20 protein-coding genes are annotated in these 26,073 nt (G+C 69.4%); 8 read left to right on the forward strand and 12 right to left on the reverse strand.

What is annotated here, in order from left to right; all coding sequences use genetic code 11:
- Window positions 1-409: 409 nt before the first annotated feature.
- From Pth03_RS24250 to Pth03_RS24270, 5 genes are all read right to left on the reverse strand, one after another.
- On the reverse strand, window positions 410-1,378 hold the full coding sequence (locus Pth03_RS24250) for a hypothetical protein (RefSeq protein WP_203946672.1): 969 nt from the start codon (window positions 1,376-1,378) through the stop codon (window positions 410-412).
- The gene (locus Pth03_RS24255; protein ID WP_203946673.1) at window positions 1,375-1,866 is read right to left on the reverse strand and encodes a hypothetical protein; all 492 of its coding nucleotides are present in this window, start codon (window positions 1,864-1,866) and stop codon (window positions 1,375-1,377) included. Before Pth03_RS24255 ends, Pth03_RS24250 begins: the two co-directional genes overlap by 4 nt.
- 3 nt (window positions 1,867-1,869) lie before the next feature.
- Window positions 1,870-3,084, reverse strand: coding sequence for a macrolide family glycosyltransferase (locus Pth03_RS24260; RefSeq protein ID WP_203946674.1), 1,215 nt, complete (start codon window positions 3,082-3,084; stop codon window positions 1,870-1,872).
- Complete coding sequence (locus tag Pth03_RS24265) at window positions 3,081-4,049, reverse strand: patatin-like phospholipase family protein (protein ID WP_203946675.1); 969 nt, start codon at window positions 4,047-4,049, stop codon at window positions 3,081-3,083. Before Pth03_RS24265 ends, Pth03_RS24260 begins: the two co-directional genes overlap by 4 nt.
- A 333-nt stretch (window positions 4,050-4,382) precedes the next feature.
- A complete protein-coding gene (locus Pth03_RS24270) occupies window positions 4,383-6,671 on the reverse strand; it encodes a helix-turn-helix domain-containing protein (protein WP_203946676.1) in 2,289 nt (762 codons plus the stop codon).
- A gap of 382 nt (window positions 6,672-7,053) precedes the next feature.
- Between Pth03_RS24270 and Pth03_RS24275 the strand changes: the two genes are divergently transcribed.
- A complete protein-coding gene (locus Pth03_RS24275) occupies window positions 7,054-9,822 on the forward strand; it encodes a helix-turn-helix transcriptional regulator (protein ID WP_203946677.1) in 2,769 nt (922 codons plus the stop codon).
- A 29-nt stretch (window positions 9,823-9,851) separates the two neighbouring features.
- Here Pth03_RS24275 and Pth03_RS24280 read toward each other — a convergent pair whose 3' ends face one another.
- Window positions 9,852-10,496, reverse strand: coding sequence for a TetR/AcrR family transcriptional regulator (locus Pth03_RS24280; protein ID WP_203946678.1), 645 nt, complete (start codon window positions 10,494-10,496; stop codon window positions 9,852-9,854).
- A 91-nt stretch (window positions 10,497-10,587) separates the two neighbouring features.
- Here Pth03_RS24280 and Pth03_RS24285 point away from each other — a divergent pair, with 91 nt between their 5' ends.
- Both Pth03_RS24285 and Pth03_RS24290 read left to right on the forward strand, forming a co-directional pair.
- Window positions 10,588-11,598, forward strand: a complete 1,011-nt coding sequence (locus tag Pth03_RS24285) for an NADP-dependent oxidoreductase (RefSeq protein WP_203946679.1) — start codon at window positions 10,588-10,590, stop codon at window positions 11,596-11,598.
- Between the two features lie 19 nt (window positions 11,599-11,617).
- Window positions 11,618-12,100 carry a nuclear transport factor 2 family protein gene (locus Pth03_RS24290; RefSeq protein ID WP_203946680.1) on the forward strand — a complete coding sequence of 161 codons (483 nt, stop codon included), beginning with the start codon at window positions 11,618-11,620 and terminating at the stop codon, window positions 12,098-12,100.
- 42 nt (window positions 12,101-12,142) lie between these two features.
- Here Pth03_RS24290 and Pth03_RS24295 read toward each other — a convergent pair whose 3' ends face one another.
- Window positions 12,143-13,108 carry a zinc-dependent alcohol dehydrogenase family protein gene (locus Pth03_RS24295; protein ID WP_203946681.1) on the reverse strand — a complete coding sequence of 322 codons (966 nt, stop codon included), beginning with the start codon at window positions 13,106-13,108 and terminating at the stop codon, window positions 12,143-12,145.
- A 139-nt stretch (window positions 13,109-13,247) separates the two neighbouring features.
- Between Pth03_RS24295 and Pth03_RS24300 the strand changes: the two genes are divergently transcribed.
- On the forward strand, window positions 13,248-13,892 hold the full coding sequence (locus Pth03_RS24300) for a TetR/AcrR family transcriptional regulator (RefSeq protein ID WP_239119326.1): 645 nt from the start codon (window positions 13,248-13,250) through the stop codon (window positions 13,890-13,892).
- A gap of 19 nt (window positions 13,893-13,911) precedes the next feature.
- On the opposite strand, the gene Pth03_RS24305 is transcribed toward Pth03_RS24300, so the two are convergent.
- The 3 genes from Pth03_RS24305 to Pth03_RS24315 form a co-directional block, all read right to left on the reverse strand.
- Entirely contained in the window at window positions 13,912-15,123 is a 1,212-nt protein-coding gene (locus Pth03_RS24305) for an FAD-dependent monooxygenase (RefSeq protein ID WP_203946682.1), read from the reverse strand.
- Between the two features lie 45 nt (window positions 15,124-15,168).
- Window positions 15,169-18,321, reverse strand: a complete 3,153-nt coding sequence (locus tag Pth03_RS24310; RefSeq protein ID WP_203946683.1) for an ATP-binding protein — start codon at window positions 18,319-18,321, stop codon at window positions 15,169-15,171.
- Between the two features lie 131 nt (window positions 18,322-18,452).
- Complete coding sequence (locus Pth03_RS24315) at window positions 18,453-19,799, reverse strand: erythromycin esterase family protein (protein WP_203946684.1); 1,347 nt, start codon at window positions 19,797-19,799, stop codon at window positions 18,453-18,455.
- A gap of 60 nt (window positions 19,800-19,859) precedes the next feature.
- Here Pth03_RS24315 and Pth03_RS24320 point away from each other — a divergent pair, with 60 nt between their 5' ends.
- Complete coding sequence (locus Pth03_RS24320; RefSeq protein ID WP_203946685.1) at window positions 19,860-20,411, forward strand: helix-turn-helix domain-containing protein; 552 nt, start codon at window positions 19,860-19,862, stop codon at window positions 20,409-20,411.
- 118 nt (window positions 20,412-20,529) lie between these two features.
- Window positions 20,530-21,327: an alpha/beta hydrolase gene (locus Pth03_RS24325; protein WP_203946686.1), complete on the forward strand. Its 798-nt coding sequence runs from the start codon at window positions 20,530-20,532 to the stop codon at window positions 21,325-21,327.
- Between the two features lie 24 nt (window positions 21,328-21,351).
- On the opposite strand, the gene Pth03_RS24330 is transcribed toward Pth03_RS24325, so the two are convergent.
- The gene (locus Pth03_RS24330; protein ID WP_203946687.1) at window positions 21,352-22,872 is read right to left on the reverse strand and encodes a glycosyltransferase family 39 protein; all 1,521 of its coding nucleotides are present in this window, start codon (window positions 22,870-22,872) and stop codon (window positions 21,352-21,354) included.
- A gap of 325 nt (window positions 22,873-23,197) precedes the next feature.
- On the opposite strand from Pth03_RS24330, the gene Pth03_RS24335 reads away from it, so the two are divergent.
- Together Pth03_RS24335 and Pth03_RS24340 are read left to right on the forward strand one after the other, a co-directional pair.
- Window positions 23,198-24,406, forward strand: a complete 1,209-nt coding sequence (locus Pth03_RS24335; protein WP_203946688.1) for a sensor histidine kinase — start codon at window positions 23,198-23,200, stop codon at window positions 24,404-24,406.
- Between the two features lie 24 nt (window positions 24,407-24,430).
- On the forward strand, window positions 24,431-25,123 hold the full coding sequence (locus tag Pth03_RS24340; RefSeq protein WP_373318588.1) for a response regulator: 693 nt from the start codon (window positions 24,431-24,433) through the stop codon (window positions 25,121-25,123).
- A 52-nt stretch (window positions 25,124-25,175) separates the two neighbouring features.
- On the opposite strand, the gene Pth03_RS24345 is transcribed toward Pth03_RS24340, so the two are convergent.
- On the reverse strand, window positions 25,176-26,024 hold the full coding sequence (locus Pth03_RS24345; protein WP_203946690.1) for a helix-turn-helix domain-containing protein: 849 nt from the start codon (window positions 26,022-26,024) through the stop codon (window positions 25,176-25,178).
- Window positions 26,025-26,073: the final 49 nt, after the last annotated feature.

A 26,073-nucleotide genomic window follows, 5' to 3' on the forward strand; every position in this document is an offset into this window, starting at 1 on the left:
GACGGCCTGTGCGACGTGCTGGCGCACCATCGGCTGGAGAATCCCTATGATCCCTATGCGCGCCTGTCGCCGTGCGCCGTCGTGGTGCAGTGGGCGTCCACCGCAGCGCTCGTGATGAGCGAGCACCCGATGAGGCGAGGCCGGAGGCCGAGCATCTGGACCCGCGTGTCGGAGACCGAGGATTCGCGCGAGGCCGTGAGCTGGTTACGTCGGCTGGAGTTACGTGCCCTCAGCTGCGAGGCGTGCGGGAACTGCCCAATCCCCCCGGTTCCATCCTGGGAGCCAGATTCCCCGCCAGGTGCGATCGTGTGAGGTGATGGCGCTGCCGTAGAGCAGATGGCTCCTGTTCTGGTTGCCGGCTCGAACCGTTTGTTTCGCCTGCGTCAAGCTCTTTCGGCGAACGCGGTTTTCAACGCCATCCTGCGCTGCGCGCCCCGGTCGGCCCCTCAGGCGACGGATCATCTGTCGCAGCGGTCGCGCCGCGCCGGATGAGTGCGAGCACAGTGTCGGCGGTGCGGTCGAGGTAGCTGCGGCCATCGGGCAGTTGCGCCTCCGGGCTGATGTAGCTGTGCTGCCCGATGTGGGTGGCCGGGTCAAGCCGGTGCACAGTGATCTTTCCGGCGCGGCGGGCCCGGTTCCATTCACTGCGGCGAAACAGCCGCCAACGCTGAGGGAAGATCCAGGTGCAGACCCGCTCAATCCAGTCGCTTTCACTGGTGAGCTGATACAGGTGATCAGCGTGCGTGAGATCGTTTGCGCCGTTGTGGAACCCACCGATGGTGATCAGCAGGAGCGGAGCGCGCAGCCGGGTGTGCAGTTCTTCGACCGCGCCGGTCGCGACCTGGGCGCCTCCGCTGTAGCTGAGCAGTACCACGGGTATGCCGCTGTCGGGCCGGTAACCGGCAAGGCGCAGCTGGTCGGCGATTTGGGCGCCCACGGCGCGGTTGTACAGGGGACGGTACCGGCGGTCGGCTGCGACAAAGATCTGCATGACGTTGTGCAGGAACAGCAACAGCCCGATCCTGTGGCGAAGCCACTCCCACACGGGCCGGTTGACGAGCGGGTCGGCCAGCGGAGAGTAGGGCTGCACCTGACCCAGCACCCGCAGCTCCGGCGCTCCGTCGATCAGGGCCTTGACCAGCTTGCCGCCGTCGCGGGTGTCGCGGAAGAACCGTTTCCCAATGCCGTCCAGATAGACCAGGTAGGCGTCCGGAGGACGATCGGGGTCCGCACCCCGGGCATAGGGCATGCCCTGTGGGAGGTCGGTGGCCGGAGTCCGCCAGCCGGCGGCGTAGGCCATCACCTCGTAGCGGGCGAGCAGAGCTTCGGCGAGCAGGACCGGACCAAGCACCAGGGCAAAGAGCGGAAACTCGATCATGCGACCAGCTCCTGCGCCCCTGTGGCGCTGATCTTCACGACCACGCGTCGAACCGCCTCGACGGCGACGCCGAGCCCAACTCCGGCGATGGCCACGTAGCCGGCGGCAGCCCACCAGCCCAGCCCCGTCGTCGCGGCGAGCGGGGTGGCGAGGCTTGCCCCGACCCCCACGAAGAGCAGCAGGTGCAGCAGGGGCCCGAGCAGCGGGAACGCGAGGACAGCGGCGAGAAGCAGCGGAGCGACCAGGCCGGGTGTCCAGGCCAACGCGGCGACGGCTGACAGTGGAGCGGACAGCATCAGCTCGGCAAGGGTCCATGCGGTCAGTGGCCACAGCGCGAACACGGCGCCCTCGACCACGGCCCCGGTCAGCAGAAGCAGGATCGCATGGGACCGCGACACTCTGGGCCGGCGAGCTACCAGGGGCAGGAGCCGCCCGGCGGCCTCGGACAGCCCGGCGGACAACAACAGCAGCAGGACGACGGGTGACATCGCTCAGCGCTCCTGCGGCGAATCCGCCGGGGCCGGCCCGCTGACCCGGTGCAGGTAGTGCTCGAGTTCGTCGGCGGCGCGCAGATAGCCGCCGGCCTCGCGCTGGGCAACCTGCAAGCCTTCCGCCGCGGCCCGGAAGCGTGGTTCGTCGAGCAGACGTCGGGCGAGGGCGTTCACGCGTCCCGCGGTGGCGTCCCGGGTACGGATCGACAGGCCGGCGCCGAGCTCGACAACCCGCCGGGCCACGAACGGCTGATCTGCGCCCTGCGGGACGACCAGCATCGGAACCCCGGCGTACATGGCCTCGTTGACGCTGTTCATCCCACCATGAGTGACGAACAGCGCAGCACGGGCCAGCACGTCTGGTTGCGGTACGAAGCGGCGGGCGATCACGTTGTCCGGTAGCGGATCCAGTGCGGCCGGATCTGTCTCTCCGGTGGAGATGATCACGGTGCCGCCCAGCGGCGCGAGGGCGGTGGCGAAGTTGCGCAGCACCTGCGGGCCGGCATTGAACACCGTGCCCAGTGAGGCGTACAGCACCGGGGCTTGCAGGCGACCGGCCGGGAACGACGGGTCATGTGGACGGGCACCGATGCTTGGGCCGACGAACTGGTACGACTCATTGAAGGTACCGACGCCGGGCTGGAACGCGCGCGAGGTGAAGACCAGGTTGATCGGCTGGCGTACGTTCGCCAAATCGAGAAACGGCAACCCACGGGTGTTGTAGCGGCGGCGCAGCCTCCGCCTCGACCGCAGATAGTTCAGGGCATTACGGGGCCGGGTCGCCGCCGCAGCCAGCAGCTCCCACGAGGCGCGGGTGGGGCTGGGCACATAGCGGTTGAACGCAAACGTGGTGAACAACGATGCCGCCGGCAGGCCGAGTTCGCGGGCGGCGACTGCGCCCCAGAGGCAGGCCGAGCCGTGGACGATCAGATCAGGCCGGACCCCACGCAGCTCGGAGAGCACACCGGGCAGCAGGCCGACAGCCGTTTGCGCGAGCCCGTCCAGCATCGTGAGCGGCATCGGCGGATCAGGGAGCGGTTGATCACCCCCGGGGTAGAGGCAAACGGTCGCACCGGTGGCCTCGATCTCCTTCGAGAACGCGGGCGAGGTGTGATACGTGACGGTGTGGCCCCGACGGACAAGCTCGGCCACGACCGGCAGCGTCGGATTGACGTGCCCGTGCATCGGGATGTTGAGGAACGCGATGGTGCTCATCGGCCGCCCTCCGATACGGAAGCGGTTCGCGCCTTGTTCAGGCCGACCGATGTCGCAGGAGGATCGTCCCCCCGATACAGGCCAGGCCCACTGATGCGCAGTCCGTCGAGAAAGCGGCCCGCCGCGAGGGAAGCAGTATCGATCAGCTGCTGGGAATGGCCGAAGTCCCAAGGAGCGGGCCAGGTCTCGATGCCGGTCGGCAGCACGACGGTCGGAATCCGGCTGGACACCTCGTGCAGGTCGCGCTCGATCTGCTGGTGCCACAGCAGCAGCCCTGCCCTGGCGGCGACCGCGGCGGCCCGCCGGGGCGGGATGGTCGGGCGCAACGGCGCGCTTTCCGGCCCGACCGACAGCACCACCACGCTGGCCGCCCCTGCCTGCTGGGCCGCCCGTACCGGGACATAGGCGATCACCCCGCCGTCGACGAGCCTCCGGCCTTCCCGATCGACCGGGGGCAGGACCCCCGGAATGGCCGCGCTGGCCAGCAGCGCGGACTCGAGATCTCCGTGGTCGAGCACCGCTTGGGCACCTGTGGCCAGATCCGTGGCCACCGCGGTGAAGGGGATCTCCAGCTGTTCGATCCGCGACGGCAGTCCGGCTTGAGCGATCAGCCTGCGCAGGCCGCGATCGGCGAAGACGCTGGCCCGCGAGGACAGGTAGCCGAGCGGAAACACCTCGCGGCGCCGCAGCCGGGTCCACACGCGATCCAGCCATGCCGCGGCCTTGCCGGGGTGGGCGGCCATGATTGCTCCGTTGAGGGCGCCCACCGAGGTTCCGACGATCAGGTCCGGGACGAATCCTCGCTGCTCCAAGGCGTACCCGGCGCCAACCTGCGCGGCCCCGAACACTCCCCCGGCCCCTACCACCACCGCTGCGGGACGGGGAAGGGCGCGCAAGCCCACCGACAGCGGACCTTCGTCCGGCCGGCTCGATGACGAGGAACGCGTCCCCTCCTCGCCCGTCATGGCACGACGCTTCTCGTAGCCGTGACCACCCGGCGAGCCGCCCTCGATTGAGCGCCGAGTAGGTCGATCTCCAGCGATATGGAACCTCATGGTCCGCCCTCTCACACCACGGGGCCGATTCGGTTTCGTGGCTAAGACCGGACGCCACGGCTGTCTGTGACACCGTCGGTCGGCTTGCTCGTTGAAGTCGTCGCTGTGATCGGTGACAACGCACGAGACGATCGGATGGCATGGCGGCGGTGACGCCACCTGCCGCGGCGTCACGAACCGGTGTGGCCGGGTGCCCTCATCTGCGGCCTCGCTCAGGCGACCAAGCGGGGGGCTGCCCCGGCGTCACCGAGCAGCGTCTGGTGCGCCAGGTTCGGCGATCTCCTCAAGTTCCTTGGCCGCCTCGGCGGCTTGCTCGGTATCGCCGGATTCCTCCAATAGCCGTGACGCCTCGGTCAACGCCTGGCGGGCCTCCTCGACCCGGCCCGCCTGCCGCAGGGCGGTGCCCAGCCTGCGATGGGTACGTCCCAGGAGGATGGGAATCGGGTGGGTGCGTAGCTCGGGGAGCGCCTGCCGGTAGGCGTCGGCCGCCGCCTCCCAGCGTTCGAGCGCGAGGTAGGCAGAGCCGAGCCGGTCCAGGGCGGTCCCGAGACTGAAGCTGACGATGACCGGGGAACCGCCGTAGGCAGGATCACGCAGCATGGCCACCAGTGCCAGACTGCGTTCCAAGGCCTCTTCTACTCTGCCCGCCCGCCGCAAGGCGCTGGTGTGACTCGCCATGGCTTGGGGATAGCCCTCCAGATCCCCGGCTTGCAGGAGGAGATCAGCGGCTCGCCGGGTGTAGTCCAGCTCGCGCTCCAGGTTCGCCGGATCGTCCCGGATGGCCCAGCTGGCATACAGCAGCGCCCATCCCTGCTGGCGTATGTCGCCGGCCTCGCGGGCCAGCTCCAGCGCCCGCAACGCGGCCGCCTCGCCGTCGTCGGCACGACCCTCGCACCGATGCAGCGCCCAGGACAGGTAGTTGAGGTGCACCGCCTCCTGAAGCCGGTCGTCCATGGCTCGTGCCGCACTGGAGGACAGCTCGAACACCTCGCGCCAGTGCCCCCACTGAATCCATTGGTCGGAGAACCAGTGCATGGACTCGGCCAACTCGACCACCGTCGCGTGTTCTCCGTGCCGGTCCGCTGAACGCAGCGCCTCCAGCCAGGCCGTCCCCTCTGTTTGCAGCCAATCGCTCGCCTCCTGCGGGCTGTCGAGCGTGACCAGGGAGCGCCACTCCGGCGGCGGTTCGCCGTAGCCTGGCTCGAACCAGCGCCCTGCCACCGTGGCCACCTCCAGCAGCCAGCCCTCCATCCGCAAGCGCGCCTCCTGCCGGGCCTCGACCGGCTCCTCCTGCTCCAGTCGGGCGCGGGCATACAACCGGACCAGGTCGTGGAAGACGTAACGGCCGGCGTACGGCGATGTGAGCAGGCCCAGTTCGACCAGCTCCTCCAGCGCGTTCTCGGCCTCGAACAGGTCAACCTGGGTCAGAACGGCGGCCATCGGCACCCCGAACCCCGGTGCGGCCGCCAGCGCCAGACGCCGGAAAGCGACCCGTGCCGTTCCGGACAACTGCTGGTAGGACAGCGCGAACGCGGCGGCCACCGCCAGGTCCCCGACCGCCAGGGCCTCCAACCGGCGCTCCTCATCACCCAACCGCCCTGCCAGCTGGCTGATCGTCCACCCCGGCCGGCTCTGCAACCGGTTGCCGGAGATCCGTACCGCCAGCGGCATATTCCCGCACAACCGGGCCAGCTCGGCCACGCCGTGCGGATCCGCATCGGTCCGTGCCTCTCCCACGATCGCCCGCAACAGCCCCGCCGCCTCTTGACTGGACAGCTGGGCCAGCGGAATCTGCCGCACCCCCTCCAGCCCGGCCAGCGACCGGCGACTGGTGATGATGGTCATCCCAGGACCACCGGACGGCAGCAGCGGCCGCACCTGCGCCTCATTCGCGGCGTTGTCCAGCACGATCAAGCACCGTCGATCAGCCAGCAGCGCCCGATAGAGCCCGGCACGCTCCTCCTCGTCGCTCGGAATGCGCTGCTCGTCCACGCCCAAGGCCTTCAGCAGCCGCGACAACACCGTCCCCGGGGCCGGCGGAACGCTGTCCATGCCGCGCAAGTCCACGTAGAAGCGGCCGTCGGGAAACGTCTCGGATAGGTGCAGGGCGGCGTGCACGGCCAGCGCGGTCTTGCCCATCCCCGCCGCACCCCATACGGTCGCGGTGACGGCTGGACCATGTCCACCGGTGTGCTGGGCGGCCAGCTCGCGCAACAAGCCGAGCTCATACTCGCGTCCGGTGAAGTCGCCCACTCCCCGGGGCAGCTCACAGATTCCGGCGGCAGACGGGGCGGGGCGCGGCCGGCCGGCCTGGGCGGCGGCGATGAGGGCGTCGTGGTCTTCGGGTGGCAGACGCAACACCTCGGCCAGCGCGGCAACCGTACGGCGCTGCGGGCCGCGGCTGACGCCTCGCTCCATATCGCCGATCGCCCGCACGCTCACCCCGGAGGCATGCGAGAGCTCCTCGATCGTCAGGTCCGCCGCCTGCCGGTAGGCCCTCAACAGGGCCCCGAAGGACGCCTCCTCGCTCAACCCCGTGCCTCCCTCGTCCCGGCGAGAGGCGGAATCCGCCGGCTACTTCTGCCTGTCGTTCTGCCTCGCCCCACGGCCCCCACGCTTGCTTTCATTGTCCCGCGCACCCAATCGGAACAGATCCCGACTTAGTCGCCAGCACAGCTGCCCATTTACCGTACGTTGCTTCGATCTATGTCGAAGCACTGACAGATGTGGAAACCCATGACCTCCTCCCTGTCTTCGGCCGAGCGGCGATGCACGGTACGGGTGAGCGCATGAGCCGCAACGGTGTGGCCGCCACAAGCGCCTCCCCCCCACTGCCGCTGGAACCCGCGTCATGGTGCCGCTCGGTAGCAGTGGGACCAACGTTCCCCGGTAGACGATCGACGGGGCGGTGCTGATGGCCGGCAGGGATTCCCGGTTGCAGTTGCGTGGCCGGCAGATCGAGTGCGAGACGCTGGATCAGCTCCTGGCGACCGCGCAGGCGGGCCGCAGCTCGGTCCTGGTCCTGCGCGGCGAGGCCGGTATCGGCAAGACCGCGCTGCTGGAATACGTGCGAGACAGCGCCTCAGGCTGCCGGATCGCCCGGGCGGCGGGCGTCGAGTCGGAGATGGAACTGGCCTTCGGCGGACTGCATCAGCTGTGCGCCCCATTCCTGGACCATCTCTGCCGCCTGCCCACCCCGCAGCGCGAGGCGCTGGAGACAGCATTCGGCCTGAGCGCGGGAACCCCACCCGACCGCTTCCTGGTCGGGCTCGCCGTCCTCAGCCTGCTCGCCGAGGTGGCCGAAAAAGAGCCGCTGATCTGCCTCGTCGATGACGCCCAATGGCTGGACCGAGTCTCCGCGCAAACCCTCGCCTTCGTCGCGCGACGCCTGCTCGCGGAGCGGATCGGGCTGGTGCTCGCGGTGCGCGAGCCCGGCCTCGAACACGAGCTGACCGGGCTGCCGCAGCTCGAGGTGGGGCGATTGAGTGACGGCGACGCCCGCGCCCTGCTGGACTCCGTGACTCCCGGGCGACTCGACGAGCGGGTCCGGGATCGGATCGTCGCCGAGACGCAGGGCAACCCGCTGGCCCTGCTTGAGCTGCCGCGGGGACTGGCGGCGGCGGAGCTGGCGGGTGGGTTCGGGCGGCCCGACGCGCGGCCGCTGGTGAACCAGATCGAGCAGAGCTTCCTGCGGCGGGTCCGGTCGCTACCGGCCGAGACGCAACAGTTGCTGCTGATCGCGGCGGCTGAGCCGGTAGGCGATGTGACCTTGCTGATCCGAGCGGCGGAGCTGCTGGGAATCGATGCGGCTGCCGCGGCGCCGGCGGAAGCGGCGGGGCTGATCATCATCGGGACCCGGGTGCGGTTCCGGCATCCCCTCGTACGTTCGGCGGCCTACCGTGTGGCGGCCCCGCAGGATCGGCAGAACGTGCACCGTGCGCTGGCCGACGCGACCGATCCTCAGTCGGATCCTGATCGTCGGGCGTGGCATCTGGCCAACGCGACCCCCAGTCCCGACGAGACGGTGGCCGCCGAGCTGGAGCGCTCCGCGGATCGGGCGCAGGCTCGGGGCGGAGTCGCCGCGGCGGCCGCGTTCCTTGAGCGGGCTGCCGAGCTGACCCCCGATCCCGCACGCCGCGGCGCCAGAGCGTTGGCGGCGGCACAGGCCAAGTGTCAGGCCGGGGGTTTCGACGCCGCGCTCGAACTGTTGGACGCGGCCGAGCTCAGCCCCCTGGACGAACGCGAACTCGCCCAGTCCACCCTGCTGCGCGGTCAGATCGCGTTCGCCTCCACCAGTGCCGGCACCTCCTTGCCGCTGCTGCTCAAAGCGGGTAAGCGACTGGAGCCGCTGGACGCCGGACTGGCCCGCGAAACCTACCGCGACGCGCTGTACGCGGCCATGACCGCCGGCCATCTGCCGAGCGGCGCTCAACTGGTGGACGTCGCCAAGGCGACACTCGCCGCACCGCCCGGGCCGCCACCGGAGCGCAACGATCTGCTCCTGAACGGCCTGGCACTGATGACCACCGAGGGTTATGCGGCGGGCGTGCCGATGGTGCGGCAGGCCCTGGACGCCTTCCGCACCGAAGGGGTCTCCCGGGAAGAAGGGCTTGGCTGGCTCCCGCTCGCGGCCGGCATGGCCTTCAACGTCTGGGATTTCGACAGCTTTTCGGTGCTCTCGGCGAGGCTGGTCGACCTGGCACGCGAGACGGGGGCTCTGTCGGTGCTGTCACCGGCTCTCGTACTGCTCGTGTCGAATCGGACCCTGGCCGGCGAGCTTGCCGTCGCGGATTCGCTGGCCGCTGAGGCTGCGACGATCGGTGAGACGACGGGCAGTCGCTTCATCCCGCAATATGTACCCCTGATGCTTGAGCCGTGGAGAGGCCGGGAGGCCGCGACGCGCCAGGCGATCGAAACGATCACGCGAGACCCGGCCCTGCAAGGGGAAGGGATGGTGGAGACCGTCACCCAATGGGCGAGTGCGGTGCTCTACAACGGCCTCGGCCGCTACGAGGAGGCCTACGTCGCGGCCGAGCGAGGCGCCGCGCACCCACAGCAACTCGGAGTGGCCACCAGGTCCATGGTCGAGCTCGTCGAGGCAGCTGCCCGGAGCGGGCGGCCGGCCCGCGCCGCCGAAGCCGCCCAACACCTCCACGAGCTCGCACAGGCCAGCGGCACCGACTGGATCCTCGGTGCCTCGGCGATGGTGCGTGCCCAGGTGAGCGACGGGTTGGCCGCCGAAGATCTGTACCGTGAGGCGATCGAGCGGCTCGGCCGTACCGAGGTCCGGATCACGCTCGCCCGCGCCCGGCTGCTCTACGGCCAGTGGCTGCGCCGGGAGAACCGCCGCCTCGACGCACGCGAGCAACTGGGCATCGCCTACGAGATGCTCAGCCAAATGGGACTCGAGGCGTTCGCCGAACGCGCCCGACGCGAACTGCAAGCCACCGGCGAGACGATCCGCAAACGCCCCGCCGAGGCGGGCGCCACTCTCACCGCCCAGGAAACGCAGATAGCGCGCCTGGCCGGTGACGGGCTGACCAACCCCGAGATCGGCGCTCAGCTTTTCATCAGCCCGCACACCGTCGAATGGCACTTACGCAAGGTCTTCGCGAAGCTCGGCATCGCGTCCCGCAAACAGATCCGCACCACGCTGCTCGAAGGCACAGCGGCTATGGCCTAGCGCTCGTGAATGGGTGGAACTGATCCGGCTCAGTGGATCTGATGCGAAGGGAGCGGCAAACTGGGTGTCTCAACTCGGGTCTCAGCGGCGGGTGCAGGGCGGCGTTCCTCGCCGCCATCGCTGCTCGCTCGATTCGTCAGGATCGTGCTGGCGATCACACCGAAGAGATGATCGGCGCGTGGCGAGAGCGAAGGTTGGTCGTTGAGCCACGCGAGGGCCCCGACCAGCGCAAACAGATCAGTGCCATCGATGTCGGCCCGCGCCATTCCCGCGGCCTGAGCCCGGGCGAGGAGCCGCGTGCCTGCCGCGCGCATCGTGACGCACGAAGCATGGAGTGCGGACTCGGTGTCCTCAATGGCGGCCATCATCAGCGCCGTAACGCCCCGATACTCATGTGCGCACGCGACGCAGTCGCGTAGCCACGAAACGAGAGCATCCTCGGGCGAACTCGACGTTTCGAGTTCGTCTGCCCTTGTCGTGAGGTCGTCGAAGCTTGTACGGAGCAAGGCCTCAAGCAAGGCGTCCCGCGTCGGGAAGTGACGGTACAGCGTGGCGAGCCCGACGCCGGCTCTGCGGGCGATATCGCGCAGCGATGCGTCGGCGCCTTCCTCGGTCACGACGGCGCTCGCGACCGCGAGTAGCTGGTCGTAGTTCTTCCTGGCGTCAGCCCGCATATGCCCACCTTGACAATCGGAGCAGTGCTCCACATAATCGGAGCACTGCTTCGTTTAAGCATAACCCATCTACACTGATCAAGAGGAAACGATGCCGACGAACACGATGAAGGCGATCCGGCTGCACGAGTTCGGTGGCCCTGAGGTGCTGCGTTACGACGAGGTGCCGATTCCCGAGCCGAAACCGGGTGAGGCGCTCGTTCGCGTTCACGCGGTCGGCGTCAATCCCCCCGACTGGTACGTACGCGAAGGAATGCCCAACGTCCCTCCTGAGCTGAGGCCACCTTTGAGCTTGCCCGCCATTCCGGGCACGGACGTGTCGGGCGTCGTCGAGGCCGTCGCCGCGGACGTAGACGGTCTCTCCGTCGGCGATGAGGTCTTCGGCCTCCTTCGCTTTCCCGGCCTCGAGGGCAGCGCATATGCCGAGTACGTCGCCGCGCCCGCGTCAGACCTTGCACGCAAGCCGGCGCACATCGATCACGTGCACGCCGCAGGGGCGCCTATGGCAGGACTCACCGCATGGCAGTTCCTGATCGAGCTCGGACACGATCATCCGTCGCCGTTTCAAGCGGCACAGCATCGCCCGATCGCACTGAACGCCGAGACGACGGTGCTCGTCAATGGCGCTGCGGGGGGCGTGGGGCACTTCGCGCTGCAGTTGGCGAAATGGAAGGGTGCGCGCGTCATCGCGGTGGCATCGGGCGTGCAAGAGTCGTTCCTGCGCGAACTCGGCGCCGACCAGTTCATCGACTACACCAAGAGCCGTCCCGAGGAAGTCGCGCACGACGTTGATCTCGTTCTCGATACCGTCGGCGGTCCCGACAGCAGTCGTTTCCTGCACACGCTCAAGCGCGGCGGCGCGTTGTACCCGGTGTTCTTCGCCGAATACGACCCCGAAGAGACCGCGAAGCTAGGCGTCACGGCCTCGGGCACCCAAGTGCGCTCGAACGGCCCGCAACTCGCAGAACTCGCGCGCTTGCTCGATGCGGGCACGCTTCGCGTCGCCATAGACAGCACGTTTCCCCTTGCTGATGCTCGAAGGGCGCACGAACGAGCCGCCCGTGGCCATATCCAAGGCAAGATCGTGCTCACGGTCGCATGAGGACGATGTGAGTTTCGATATGAAGACAACTGCGGCCCCCGCCTGGGGGAGCACCTACCTCACTGCAACGCCTGCGGGGGGCGTGGATCTGGACCCTGCGGAGCAGCTCGCCGTCCAGCAGACGCTGGCGCGCTACGCCTTCGCCTTGGATCAGCAAGATCTGGCGGCATTAGAGAGCGTCCTGACCGTGAACGCCATCTGGACGTTCACGATCGCCGATGAGGTCGACCTTGGCCCGTTCGTCGGACGCGCGGCGATCCTCGACTTCGTGCGAGGTGCGATGGACGCCCAGACCGATCAGCGACGGCACAACCTCATCAACATCGTCTTCCACAGCGCGGACGTCGGCACGGCCGAGGTGCGGGCCTACCTGATGCTGACGTCGAACGCAGGCGGAAGCCCGAGCGTGATCACGACCGGCTTCTACACGTTCAGCCTGGAACGCGCCAAAAGCGAGTGGCGTATCGCGAAGCTGTTCCTCGGCATGGACAACGCCGAGTAGTGGGCGTCGATCCAGATCGGCCCGAGCGCCGTCCGCACCAGTTCAGGGGGCCAGCACGACCCTGCCGAACACCTCGCCCGCATCCATCTTCCGGTGGGCCAGCACCGCCTGGTCCAGCGGAAGCACTTCGTGCACGACCGTGCGCAGATCCCCGTGTACGGCATCCGCGAACTGGGACGACCGTACGGCCTGCCTGTCGGGGGCGGGCACGGTATCGGAGCTGAAGGTGGCGAACGACAGCGACTTGCGGAAAGCATCCATCAGTCGCATGCCGAAGTCCGCCGGCGGTTGCCCGCCGACTACGCCGACGGCCACGAACCGCCCGTTGGAGTTCAACCTGTCCAGCAAAAGGGGAAGCTGGGAACCCCCCACCACATCGATCACCACGTCGAAGCCCGACGGTGCGTCCGAGCCGCCGCCCCCGCCGGAGCGGTCGAGGACATGGGTCGCGCCCAGGTCCCTCAGGCGGGCGCCGCGCTCCGCCGATGAGGTGGTGACCACCACAGCGCCCGCGCCGCCCCTGGCTGCGAGCTGGACAGCCGTGATCCCGATGCTGCCCGCCGCACCGCGCACGAGGACCGCCTCGCCGGGTGTGAAACGGGCGCGGTCGAGGGCGAAGTGGGCGACCACGCCGGAGCCGCCGAGAGTCACCGCGGCGGCGCCGGTCAGGCCGTCGGGCAGCGGAAGTATGTCCTGGACCGCGGCGACGGCCTGCTCGGCGTACCCACCGGACAGGCCGGTGAACGCCCACACCCGCCGCCCTATCCACGAGGCGTCCACGCCCTCTCCCACGGCGGTGACGCTTCCCGCGACCTCGCTGCCGAGGAGATGGCCCTCCCGGAAGCCGTAGGCGGCGAGCGTTCCCCGGCGGATCACGGCGTCCACGCCGCCTACCCCGATCGCCTCCGTGGCGATCCGCACCTGCCCGGCGGCAGGGACGGGCACGGGCAGGTCGACCACCTCCAGGCCGTCGGGGTTTCCGAACGTCCTGATCAAGACGGCTTTCATTTGGGCTCCTCAAGTCGGTGCATGGACGGGTCACAGCCGCGACGGCCGTGCGCGGCGAGCCGGCCCCGACAGCCGGGGCGGCGCCACTGCCATCGGACCGTAACGGACGCACCCGTCCGTTTGGCTAAAATGAGAAGCGATGACCGCTCGTTTGCCTCACACCGTGCGCTCGGACGCCCGCGACAACCAAGCCCGCATCCTGGACGCTGCCCGCGCTGTGTTCGGCGAGGAGGGGCTGAGTGCGCCCATGCGCGAGGTCGCCCGGCACGCAGGCGTCGGCCCCGCCACGTTGTACCGGCACTTCCCGACCAAGCGTGCCCTGATCGTGGAAACCTTCGCCGAACAACGGCGGGCCTGCCACGCCGCCGTCCGCGACGCCCTCGCAGACTCCGACCCGTGGCACGGATTCACGTGCCTGATCGAGCGGATCTGCGAACTTCACGCCAACAGCCGGGGCTTCGCCGACGCCTTCATGACGGCCTTCCCCGAGGCCATGGATTTCACAGCCGACCGAGAGCGGACCTTGCGCGCGGTCGCCGAACTGGCCCGCCGCGCCCAGAAGACCGGCCAACTGCGCCCCAGCTTCGTCATCGACGACCTGATGCTGATGCTCATGGCCCACCGGGGCGTCCAAGACGCGCCGCGTACCGCCCGGCTCACGGCCTCCCGCCGCTTCGCCGCCTACGTGATCGAGGCGTTCCGCGCCGTACCGGAGACGGGAGCGCCTGCGCCGCTGCCACCGGCTCCACACCTGCAGCTCGCACACTCGCCCATCACGTCGTAGCTCCGACTGGCCATCGCTGCTAAGCGACGGAAAGATCATGGTCGTACGGTTTCAGGGTGATGGCACTCGCCGTCTTCCTGATGCTCCGGACCATGAGGCCCTTCCAGGGGATGTAGGGCATCACGCGGTAGTTCTGGTTGACGAACCAGGTCATGAGCCTGTTGTCGGGAACCATCCACTTGGCCACTCCCTGCCCGGCCTTCTGGCAGCCCGCGACGTAGTGGCGCATCGCTTGCTGGTAACCGGCGAAGCCCGCGCTGTGGTCGGCGCCGGCAGCCGCCAGTTCCCCCGCCAGGACGTACGCGCCGACCATGGCCAGTCCGGTGCCCATGCCCGACAGCGGTGAGGGACAGTAGGCGGCGTCGCCGAGGAGCGCGACGCGGCCGCGTGACCAGATGTCCAGGTGGACCTGGCTGACCGAGTCGAAGTAGAAGTCGGGTGCGTCCCACATGGCATCCAGCAGCCGCGGAGTCTCCCACCCGATTCCGTCGAACATCCGGGCGACGATCTTCTTCTGCTGTGCGACATCGCTCCGGTCGTAGGTGAGCGGCGGCGAGCCGAAGTGGAACATGACCTTGGCCTCGGTGTTGTGACGGGCACTGTAGAGGGCCGCGACTTTGCCCGGGAGGCCGTACATCCGCCCGGTGTGGTCCAGCCCCAGGTGGTTGTCCATGGTGAAGATCGCGGTGTACAAGCCCAGGTGCTCGACGTAGTCGTGCTCGGGGCCGAAGGCCAGCGCGCGTACGTTGGAGTGCAGCCCGTCGGCGCCCACGACCAGATCGAACCGGCGTGGCGCGCCCCGCTCGAAGGTGACCTGTACACCGTCGTCGTCCTCGGTCATGGCGGTGATGGAGTCGTCGAAGAGGTATTCGGCGTGGTCCTTGGTGGCGTCGTACAGGATGCGGGCCAGATCGCCGCGCAGGATCTCGATGTCGCCGCTGAACATGCCGGCGGGAATGGTGGCGATTTTCTTGCCCGCGGCGTTGACGTAGGACATGTCACCCATGTGGGTCCGCTCGCGCTCGATGGCGGCCAGGATGCCCATGCGCCGAAGCACGGTGAGGTGCACGTCGCCGCGGAAGTCGACCGCGTAGCCGCCGTCGCGCAGCGCGGGGGCCCGCTCGACCACCGTGGGAGTGAATCCGTGCCTGCGCAGCCAGTAGGCCAGCGCCGGGCCGGCGATGCTCGCTCCCGAGATCAGAATCTTCGCGTTCGCTGGTGTAGTTGCCATGCGATGAGCGTGTCCGACCATCCACACCGGCCGCTCACCGGCCGCTCACCGCCGACTCACCGATTTGCGGCTCGGGCCCCGGGCGAGGACGTGAAGGGCCGGCTCCGGTACGCCCGCCAGGCGGAGGGCATCGGCCAAGGGGAGCTGTGCTCCTGCCTGGTAGGCGGCCTCGTACGGCACGTCGCCCAGGACGGCCCGTACCGCGGTGGCGATCCTCGCGGTGTCGGGATCAGGCCCGGCGGCGACTCCCCGCAGCACCGTGGCGGCGCCGAGCAGCCGCGCCCCCGACGTCGCGTCGTCCTCTGCCAGGGCGATTCCGGCGAGGGCCTCGACCGCGCGGGCACCTTCGGGAAGTGGCCCGGCCAGCGCCGCCTCGACGGCGCGCACGTACCAGACCCGAGCCTCGCCGGGCGCACCGGACGCCTCGGCGACCTTGCCGAGTCCCATGAGCGTGTTGAGGCGGCTCCAGCCGCTCTTGAGCCAGTGGGTCTGAAAGCGTTCCAGCGCCTGCTCGTACAGGCGGCGCGCGCCGGCCAGATCACCGCCCAGCCGGGCGATGTCACCGAGCCCGCTCATCGCGGCCGCGAGGTAAGTGGGACTGCCCGCACGGCGCGCGATCTCGGCGGCCCGCTCGTAGTCCTCCCCCGCCGCGGCCAGGGCCCCCGACGACCTGGTCCTGGCCTGATGGACGCGGTAGTCGCCCCGGTTGCACAGCAGGTCGGCCATGTCCTCCATCGCACCGAGCCGCTCAGTGTGGGCGAGCGCCTCACCGGTCAGGACGATCGCGGTGTCGAGGTCGTCGCACAGGTGTGCCAGGACGGCCAGCGAGTCCAGGGCGAGCGCCGTACCCCATCGGTCGCCGAGCGTCCGGAAGGTCTCGGCGGCCGCGCCGAACGCCTGCTCGGCCGCGGCGAACTCGCCCATCATGAGCTGCGGATGGCCCCACACCACGTGGCTGACCGCCGCCTGCCACGGATCCGACGCCGTACGCCCTCGTGTGATCACCGACATCAGGACCTCGGGATCTCCCATGTCGGCGGCAATGATCAGGGGCCACAGGAACGGGATGGCCGGATGTCCCAGCGGCCGGTCCTGGCCGCCGACGATCGACTCGGCCGCCGACCGGCAGCGCTTCCACACCCGCTGATCGCCCCCTGCGGCCGCGATCAGCGCACACAGCACATAGTCGGTTTCCCGCCCCTCAGGCGGGGTGGTGCCGACCGCCTCCAACAGCGCGGCCGCCCACGGCGTCACCGAGGCGCGGGTGCCCCGGAGCCAGACGTACCAGGCCATCGACGCGAGCAGCCCGAGCCCCAGCCCGGTCTCGCCCGATTCGGCCGACCACCGCAACGCCGCGTGCAGGTTCCCGTCCTCGGCCGTGAGCGTGGCCAGCCACCGCAGCTGCTCGGGGCCCCGCAGCTGCGGATCGGCGGTCCTGGCCAGTCGCAGGTAGTGGTCAGCATGCGCGCGCCGTACGGCGCCGGCCTCCCCCGCCTCCTCAAGCCGCTCGGCGCAGTAGGCGCGGACCGTCTCCAGCATGCGATAGCGGCCGTCGGCGACCTCGATCAAGGACTTGCCGACCAGGGAGTCCAGCACGTCCTCGGCACCGGGAACCGCACAGACCCGCGCCACCGCCTCGGCGGTGGCGCCGCCGGCGAAGACGGTCAGGCGCCTGGCCATCACCCGCTCGGTCTCCGAAAGCAGGTCCCAGCTCCACGCCACGACCGCGCGCATCGTCTGGTGCCTGGCCTCGGCGGTGCGGCTGCCCCGCGACAGCAGCCGGAACCGGTCGTCCAGCCCGGCCGCGAGTTCCTCGACATCGTGAGTGCGCAGCCGCGCAGCCGCCAACTCGATCGCCAGCGGCAGGCCGTCCAGGCCATCGCAGATCCGCCGCACGGTCGCGGCCTCGGCGTCGTCCACGACAAAGCCCGGCCGTACCGCGGCGGCCCTGTCGGCGAACAGCCGCGCGGCCCAGGTCGGCGCGAGCGGCCGGACCGGCCACAGGCTCTCGCCGGTGATGCCCAGCGGCTCCCGGCTGGTCGCCAGGACCCGCAGCGTAGGACAGCGCCTCAGCAGCCGCTCGGCCAGCGCCGCCACCGCGTCGACGAGATGCTCGCAGTTGTCGAGAAGTAACAGCACCGCGCGCTGGTCCAAAGCAGCCACCAGCCGTGACTCCGGCGTCACCCCGGCCTGTCCGGCGTGGAAGCCGCTGTCCCGCAGTCCAAGCGCGCCGAGTACGGCCGCGGGCACCTCTGCCGCGTCACGCACCCGTGCCAGCTCCACCAGACACACCTCGGGCTCGGCACTCAGGCTCGCGGCCTCGATGGCCAGGCGTGTCTTACCTACGCCACCGGCACCCAGCAGCGTGACCAGGCGGGTTCTCGCCAGCAGTTCGGCGACCGCGGCCAGGTCCTCCGCGCGGCCCACGAAAGTGGTGAGCTGCGCGGGAAGCGCGAGCGCGACCGGCTCGCCGCGCAGCAGGGAACGGTGGATCGCGGCGAGCTCAGGTCCGGAGTCCGCGCCGAGTTCGTCGGCCAGCAGCCGCCGGATCTCCTCGAACACCGCGAGCGCCTCGGCCTGCCTGCCATCGGCTCGCAGCGCGCGCATGAGCAGGCCCCGCAGCCGCTCCCGCAGCGGATTCAAGGCGACCAGTTCCCGCAACTCCGGCACGACCGCCCGATGCCCGCCCCGCTGGAGATCGGCCTCGATCCGATCCTCCAGAGCACCGAGCCTGCCCTCTTCGAGCCGAGCCACCTCGGCCCGCACGGATACCACGTCGAGTACGTCGGCGAGCGCCGTACCACGCCACAAGGCCAGCGCCTCACGCAACAACACCGCCGCCCGCGCGGGGTCACCACGCGCGAGAGCTTGCCGCCCCTCGCCCGACAACCGCTCGAAACGGCAGACGTCTACGTCTTCGGGATCGACCACCAGCCGATAGCCGCCGGGAACGAACTCGATCGCCGCACCGGGGCCTAACGCCCGCCGGAGCCGCGACACCTGCGACTGCAGAGCATGGCCCGCCCCGTCGCCCGCCTGCCCGCCGTACAGATCATCGATCAGCCGCTCGGACGGCACCACCTCACCGACGCGCACCGATAGCAGCGCCAGCAGAGCCCGCCGCGCCGGGCCGCCGAGCAAAACCTCACTCCCGTCGTCACGCCACGCCCGCGTCGTCCCCAGGATCCCGAACCGCATACGTTTCATCATCACCCGCCGCGGCCCTGGACAGCGATCTTCGAGCCTGCGCAACGAGGATTCTTCTGCGTCGATCCACCGCGGGGCGGCGGCGGGCCGGTGACGAAGGTGTAAGCCCCGCACAGCAGAGATCAATTGTCAGACAGGCCCTTGGGCGACTTGTAGTGGGAGAACACTTCCCGCACCTCCTGTGGCGAGCAGGCGAGCGCGGCATCGTCGGGGTCCGCGCCCGTGACGTGAGGCAGGTGCACGACGATGTCGTAGGCGTCCAGCGCGCTCACGGGAGAGTAGTACGCGCCCAGACCCGCGCGTTGCACGGTGGCGCCCCGGACGGCGTCGGCGTCGGCCGGCGAGAGCCGGCGTAGATCGGCGGCGAAGGGGCCGTCGTGGCTGGCGTGCATGAGGGCGTCGAGGCTGCCGGGCTTGGGGGCCTGCATAGGCGCGAAGAGGGCGCCGGCCTGGAAGGCCGCGGCGTCGGAGTTGAGCATGTGACCGGTTCCCGTGGTGGCGCCGATGACCAGGTAGTCCTCGCCCAGCCGGTCTGCCAGGTGCATCCCCATCGGGGTCACCGGGTCCATGCCGGGGAGCGCAGCGGGTCCGCGCTGGACGTGGCCGTTGTGGGCGGCTAGGACGATCCGGTCCTGTCGGCGCAGAATCCATTCCACTGTGTCGGCGATCTCGGCATCGCGGTTGTACATCACGCTCTGCTGGTCGCCGCCGGTCATGCCGCGGATGACCGACTCCAGAGTGAGCAGGTGGCGCATGGATTGCAGTGCGCGCTCGTACTCCTCAGCGGTGGTACGCCGGACGTAGTCCAGGCGCCGGCCCTTCATGCGCGCAGCGAGGCCAGCGAGGCCCGCCGTCAGCGCGTCCTTCGTCGTGGACGGGAGTTGGGCGTAGACGGCCATCGTCGTGCGGGCGGCGAACGCGGACGTCGCCGCGAAGGCCGCGGCCGTTTCCCGGATGGCCGTGTCGACCTGCAAGCCGGGATCGGCCTGCGCGAGGTAGGCGAGGACCGCGTCCAGGGCGGGGATCAGGGAGGCGTTCTGGCCGCCCAGGTCGATGCCGTAGAAGCCGACGGAACGCTCGGCGGTGGCGTTGTGCCGGCGCATCCACTCCAAGTGGGCGCCCATCTGCTGCCACAGGCCCGTCAGTGAGGTCAGGCCGTACGCCATGATCTCGCCGAGCCGGTCCTCGCCGCCATGGACCCAGGCGTTGGTCCGCCGGCCCTCCGTGAATCCGGTCTCCATCGCGTAGGCACTGAATCCGTGCCGCTCGCTCAGGTAACGCAGGAGGCGGTGGCGCAGCTGGTAGGTCTCGCGGTTGTAGTGCGCGCTCTCGCCGATCGCCACCACCCGCGCGTCGCCGATGGCTTCGTCCAGCCATTGCAGGTCGTCCAGCGGGGCGACCGGGTCCAGCGTGCGCAGGGGGATCACCGCCTCGTTGCTGAGCCGGGCGGGGGTCGTGTGCGTGTCCATCGATTGCCCTTCAGCTAGTTCCAACTTTGGGAACAGTACCATGTGTGGGAATATTGGAACATGGACACGCTTGAGCTGATCTTGCATCCCGTCAGGATGCGCATCATGTGGGCACTGTCGGGTGGGCGCACCCGCACCACGTCCGAACTGTGCGAAAGCCTGCCCGACGTGCCCAAGACCACCCTGTACCGGCACGTCGGCCTACTCGCCGACGCCGGGCTGCTGGAAGTCGCCGACGAGCAGCGGGTGCGCGGAATAGTCGAGCGCTACTACCGGCTACGACAGAACGCCACCCACATCGATCTCGACACGGCCAAGGCGATGTCGCTTCAGGACCACCGTCACGGTTTCGCGGCGGCCATGGCAGCGCTGCTCGCCGAGTTCAACGCCTATCTTGATCGGCCGGGGGCCGATCCGGCAGCGGATCGGGTGGGGTATCGGCAGGGCACGTTGTGGCTCAGCTCAGAGGAGATGGAGGAAATCGCGGGCGAGTTGCAGGAGGTGTTCAGGGCGCGGGCAGGCAACGGGCCCGGACCGAAGCGCCGGCCGCATGTGATCAGCGCGATCTTCTTTCCGACGGAGGAGCGGGCGCAGGACGAAGCCAGCCCGTGAACTCGCCCGACGTGGACCACCGGTCATACGGGCTGAGGCGCCGACATCAATCCCTGATCGCGGATGGCTACGGCCCGTGTGACGGCCGGTGCGCGACCGAGGCGATCAACGGGGCGCGATGTTCAGTCCCCCGACGGCAGTCGGCGCAGGTCACGCAAAATTCCGGCGAACGCCGGGAACAGCACCGGCGGAGAACCTGGCCAGCCACGGCTACCTCGTCGCGGGCGTCACCCCCACCTACAGCGCGAACCTGACCGTCCTCCGCGGGCAGCCGGTCCACGCCACCGACAACGGCAACCCGCCCGCGTTCGACACCGCCGACGCCGCAGAAGCCACGCGGGCCGGCGACCGTCTCGTCAATGTGTGGGCCGCGGACGCACACTTCGCCGGCGAGGAAGTGGCCGGCCTCGACAGGACCGGCCGCTTCGCCCGTCACGTCGATGCGGCATGCGTCGTGTATCTCGGCCATTCCCTCGGCGGCGCGGCGGCGCTGGAGGCCTGCCGTACGGATCCGCGATGCCGAGGCGCTGCCGACCTCGACGGCACCCAGTTCGGCCCTGTCGCACATGTGGGGTTGAGCAAACCGATCATGATCCTCGCCAGTCAGGATTCATGCGTGACCTGTTCCTGCCGGGCGGACAACCTCGTCGAGCTCGCTGAGCGCGACGCCGCCCGAGCGCTGCTGGCCGCCGGCACGGGACCGGCCTGGTGTCACCAGGTAAACGGCAGTGGCCACTTCAACTTCAGTGACCACGCCGCCTACTATCTGGCCGCCCCCCTGCACCACCTGCTGGGGTTGGGCGACATCGACGGCCCTCGCGGGCTCGCCATCACCAACGCCTACCTGACCGCATTCGTGGACCATGTCGTCCGCGGCACCAACGAGCCTCTGCTCTCCGCACGGTGCTCTCATTGATCCGTCGGCCACGCTCACGATCACTCAATAGTGCAGCAATCTAGGCCATAGCTCCGACCAGGGCTTGGCCGTGCCGGAGCACAGTTCGATCGGAGCGTTCTGCTCCTCGTTGTCCACGCCCTCCCCATTGTCCACGCGGCCCACCTGCCGGCAGCCGGTGAAGAACTGTCCGCTGGACTGGTCACCCTGCCGGCCCACCAGCAGCACCGGCCCGTCGGCGGAGTCAGGAGGCGGCCCCCAGCCGGCGTAGCTCATATGGCCGGAGTAGGGCATCGGCAGGTTGTACTGGGAGCCGTACCGGACCAGCGCGCTCGCCTCGCCGTAGTTGACGGTGAAAATCACGGCTCGTGCGCGCTCCTGGACGGGTATGGCGGCCCATTGGGCCGCTACCGCAGAGGTGAGCTCGGGCCACCCGACCTGCTCGCCCTGCTCCTTGTTGATCGCGTTCACCGCCGACAGCGCGTTCGGCGGCAGTACCGGAAGCGAGATCAGACCGCTCATCATGACTGTCACGCCACCGCCGGCGATGACCGTCCACACTCGCCGCCGGTCTCGCATCCACCTGGCCACCGGTTCACAGCCGGCCGCCGTCAACACCAAGAGCAGCGGAAGCGCGTAGTACGGCTTGCCGCCCGCCAGCAGCACCAGGACGCAGAGCACCGGATAGGCCAGCGCCAATGAGCGGGCCCACCGCAGTTCGGGGTCACGCCACAAACGCACGAATCCCGCGATCCAGATCGGCACGAACAGCGGCGACAGGTACACGATCTGCATCGGGACGAACAACAGTCGGTTTTCAAGCCCGTCATCGGCGCTGATTCCACCTGCGACGGTCAACTGCGGCCACCCGTGCGCGGCCTGCCACCACAGGTTGGGCCCGGCCACTACGGCCGCGATGACCACCCCGGCGACCAGCCACCGGCTCCGCAGCACCTGGCGTGGTCCCAGGGCCAACTGAGCCACGAACAGCGCCACCACCAGTGAGCCGACCAGATATTTGTTCTCTACGGCGAGGCCGACGGCCGCGCCCATCGCGACCCAGAGACGACCATCCCCGGTGCGCAGCAGCCGCAACGCCAGCCAGGCGATCACCACCCAGGCCAGCAGGTCGAATGTGGACGTGGACACCATGTGACCGACCGCCAAGACGAATCCCGATGTCGCCGCACAGAACGCGGCGATCACCTGGGCCCGACGCCGTCCGCCCAACTCCCTGGCCACCAGGGCGACCACCAGGACCGCCACTGCGCAGGCCAATGTCGAGGCGACTCGCAGCCCGGCCGGGGTGACCCCGAAGACCGCGGTGGCCACCCTGGCCACGATCGGAGTCAGCGGGGGCTGGTCCACGTATCCCCACGCGGGATGATCCCCGGCGACCAGGAAGTACAGTTCGTCGCGGTGAAAGCCGTACCGCCCGGAGAACGCGGTCAGCAGCCCGGCCAACGCCGTCACGACCGCCACCACCGGAACAAAGGCGAACTTCGCCGGACCTGTGGCGGGCGTGGAGGCGCCGGCGGTCCGTGGGCTCAGGTCAGAATTGATCAACGTAACGGCCTCCCAGGGGGGCCGGGCCGGCGCAGGGGCGTCGTGGCCCGGGAGTTCACAGGTCATCGGCGGGATGCCGACACGAGGAAGGTAGAGGGTGGGCCACGGCTGCCGGATCCCCTGCGCCCGCCAACTCTGGCCTCCCCCGCTGGAGGGAGCCACCGGCCGGGCTCCCTCATGAGAGGGAGGCGGTCCAGGCGTCTGTCCCGATCGGCCGGGTGTCTGTGGGGACGTTGGTGGAGCAGCCGGCGCCGAATGCCGAACGGCCGCCGATCCCTCTCACTGGGGAGGCCTCCTGAGGGGCACGGGCCGGATACTTGAGCCCATGCAGACGAGTCCGCTCCCCAGTCTCGTGGCGTGGATCAGGGCCCGCCCGCTGATCGCCGACGCGCTGCTCGGCGTGCTGCTGGCTGTGGTCTCGCTGATCGCGCTCGTCTTCCAGTCGCGCAGTGAGCACTTGCCTGCTCCCGGGCCGCTCGCAGTGGCGTTCGTCCTACTGATCAACCTGCCGCTGGCCTGGCGGCGGGCTTACCCCCTGGGGGTCAACGTGGCGATCGGGGCGGCGGCCGCCGCCTACGGGGCCACGGCGTTACCGGACCTGGTGACGCCCGTTCCGCTCGCCGGCGTGGTCGCCATTTACAGCATGGCCGCGTGGTGCGGGAGGCGGGTCTCAATGATCGTGGGCGTGTTCACCGCGATCAGCGTCGTGGTCATCGCCGTGGTTCCCGCGACCGACAGTGACTTCCTCGACTTCTCTTTCGCCACCTTGCTGCTTGGCGGCGCGTGGGTGCTCGGCGACAGTGCGCGCGTCCGCCGCCTGCACACCGCCGGCCTGGAGGCGAGAGCGGCCTGGCTGGCGCGGGAGCGCGACTTCGAGGCCAGGCGCGCGGTGACCGCCGAGCGAGCCCGCATCGCCCGGGAGTTGCACGACGTGGTGGCCCACCACGTCAGCATGATGGTGATCCAGGCCGAGGCGGGGCCGGTGGCGGCGGAGCACGACGTGCCGGGGGCCGTGCGGGCTTTCGACACGATTGCGGGCACAGGCCGGCAGGCTTTGGTCGAGATGCGCCGGCTGCTCAGCGTGCTGCGCAAGGAGACGGACGGGCACGAGCCGAGCCTTGTGCCGCAGCCGGGGGTGGCGCAGTTGCCCGGTCTCGTCGAGCGGGTACGGCAGGCCGGTCTGGCGGCGACGCTCGACGTCGAGGGTGAGCCCGTCCCGTTGTCCGCCGGAGTCGAGCTGTCGGCCTACCGAATCGTGCAGGAGGCGCTCACCAACGCGGTCAAGCACGCGGGAAAGGTGCCGGTTCGCGTCCATGTCCGCTATGGCGGGCAGGACCTTCGCATCGAGGTGCGCGATGACGGGCCCGCCTCAGGGGCGATGCCCACCGGCGGCAGACCGCACGGGGGGAACGGCCACGGCCTGATCGGTATGCGGGAGAGGGCGCACCTGTTCGGTGGCGAGCTGACCGCGGGGCCGGATCCCGATGGAGGCTTCACCGTCAGGGCCCGGCTGCCACTGGGAAGCACTGGATGATGATCGCCATCTTTACCATGGCGGATGAGCACCGAGGGAAGGCGCACAGTGAGCATCAGGATCATGGTCGCCGACGACCATGGGATCGTCAGGGACGGCTTTCGCATGATCCTTGGGGCCCAGCCGGACATGCAGGTGGTCGGGGAGGCGGCCGACGGGATGGAGGCGGTCGAGGCCGCCCGCAGACTGCGCCCCGACGTGGTGCTGATGGACATCCGCATGCCTGGGATGGACGGCTTGGAGGCCACCCGTAGGCTCGCCGGCCCCGACGTGGCCGATCCCGTCAAGGTGCTGATGTTGACCACCTTCGACCTCGACGACTACGTCTACGAGGCGTTACGAGCGGGCGCCAGCGGATTCCTGCTCAAGGACGTGCGCCGTGACGATCTCGTGAGCGCCGTACGGGTCGTCGCCTCTGGGGAGGCACTGCTCGCCCCCTCGGTCACCAAGCGGCTGATCGGGGAGTTCGCCGCCCGCCCGCGCCCGCCGGAGAAGGCGCCGGCCGCTGTCGAGACCCTCACGGGGAGAGAACGCGACGTACTCGAGCTGCTGGCGCGAGGCTATTCCAACGCGGAGATCGCCGCCCGGCTGGTGATCGGAGAGGAGACGGTGAAAACCCACGTGAGCAACGTCCTGTCGAAGCTGTTCCTGCGCGACCGCGTGCACGCGGTGATCCTGGCCTACGAGGTGGGCCTGATCACCCCGGGCTCCGGCTGAGACTCCCCCGCCTCTGTTTGACTGGAAACGCACCTCTTCGGTGCGCTCCGCGTTATCCGGGCCTTCGCTCCGCACGGCGGAGTGGTGTCGTCTGGGCCATGGAGGCGAGGAGGCGTAGTTTCTCATCGCTCTCGCTACCCTGATCGGCGTAGTAGAGGACCAGGACCAGATCGTCGACAGGAAGCTTGTCTCGGTGCAGGCGCAGCTCGCCGACGACGGGATGGTTCACGGTGGTGGTGCCGCCTTCAAGGCTGCGGATGTCGTGGCGCGCCCAGAGAGTTCGGAACCGCTCGCTCGACAGGGCAAGCTCGCCCACCAGTTCTACGAATCGCGGGTTGTCAATATCGTCGCCGATGGACTTTCTGAAGACGGCGATGAATCCTTCCGTGGAGCGCGCCCAGTCCTGCTGGAACGCCTGCTCCTCAGGATCGAGGAGCAGCGATCGGAGACGGTTGTACCCGGGCTGAAGGCGCGGAGAGAGCGCGACTGCGAGCCGGTTGGACGCGAGCACATCGAACGCGCGCCCTTCCACGAACGCGGGAACCTGCACGCTCGCCAGGAGTTGATGCAACCGTGCGGGCACGCGTTCAGGCTCCCAGCGCCGCTGCGGCTTCGGGCGCGAGGCGGCCAGGCCGAGGAGGTACTCCTGTTCGAGCTCGTCAAGGTGCAGGACCCGCGCGAGCGATTCGAGGACCTGCGGTGAGGGGTTCTTGTCGCGGCCGCGCTCCAGCCGCAGGTAGTAGTCGCCGCTGATGCCCGCGAGCATGGCGACTTCTTCACGGCGAAGCCCGGCAACGCGGCGATTCCCGCCCGCCGGAAGCCCGACCTGCTCCGGAGTGACCAGCGCCCGCCGGGCCTGGAGGTAACTGCCGAGCAGGTTGGCGCGGTTGTCGTCGCTCATTTCAGCAGCGTAGTTCAGGGCCCCCTCAGCCAAGGGGGCCCTGATAGGA

It is taken from the genome of Planotetraspora thailandica, from assembly GCF_016863335.1.
GTDB lineage: Bacteria > Actinomycetota > Actinomycetes > Streptosporangiales > Streptosporangiaceae > Planotetraspora > Planotetraspora thailandica.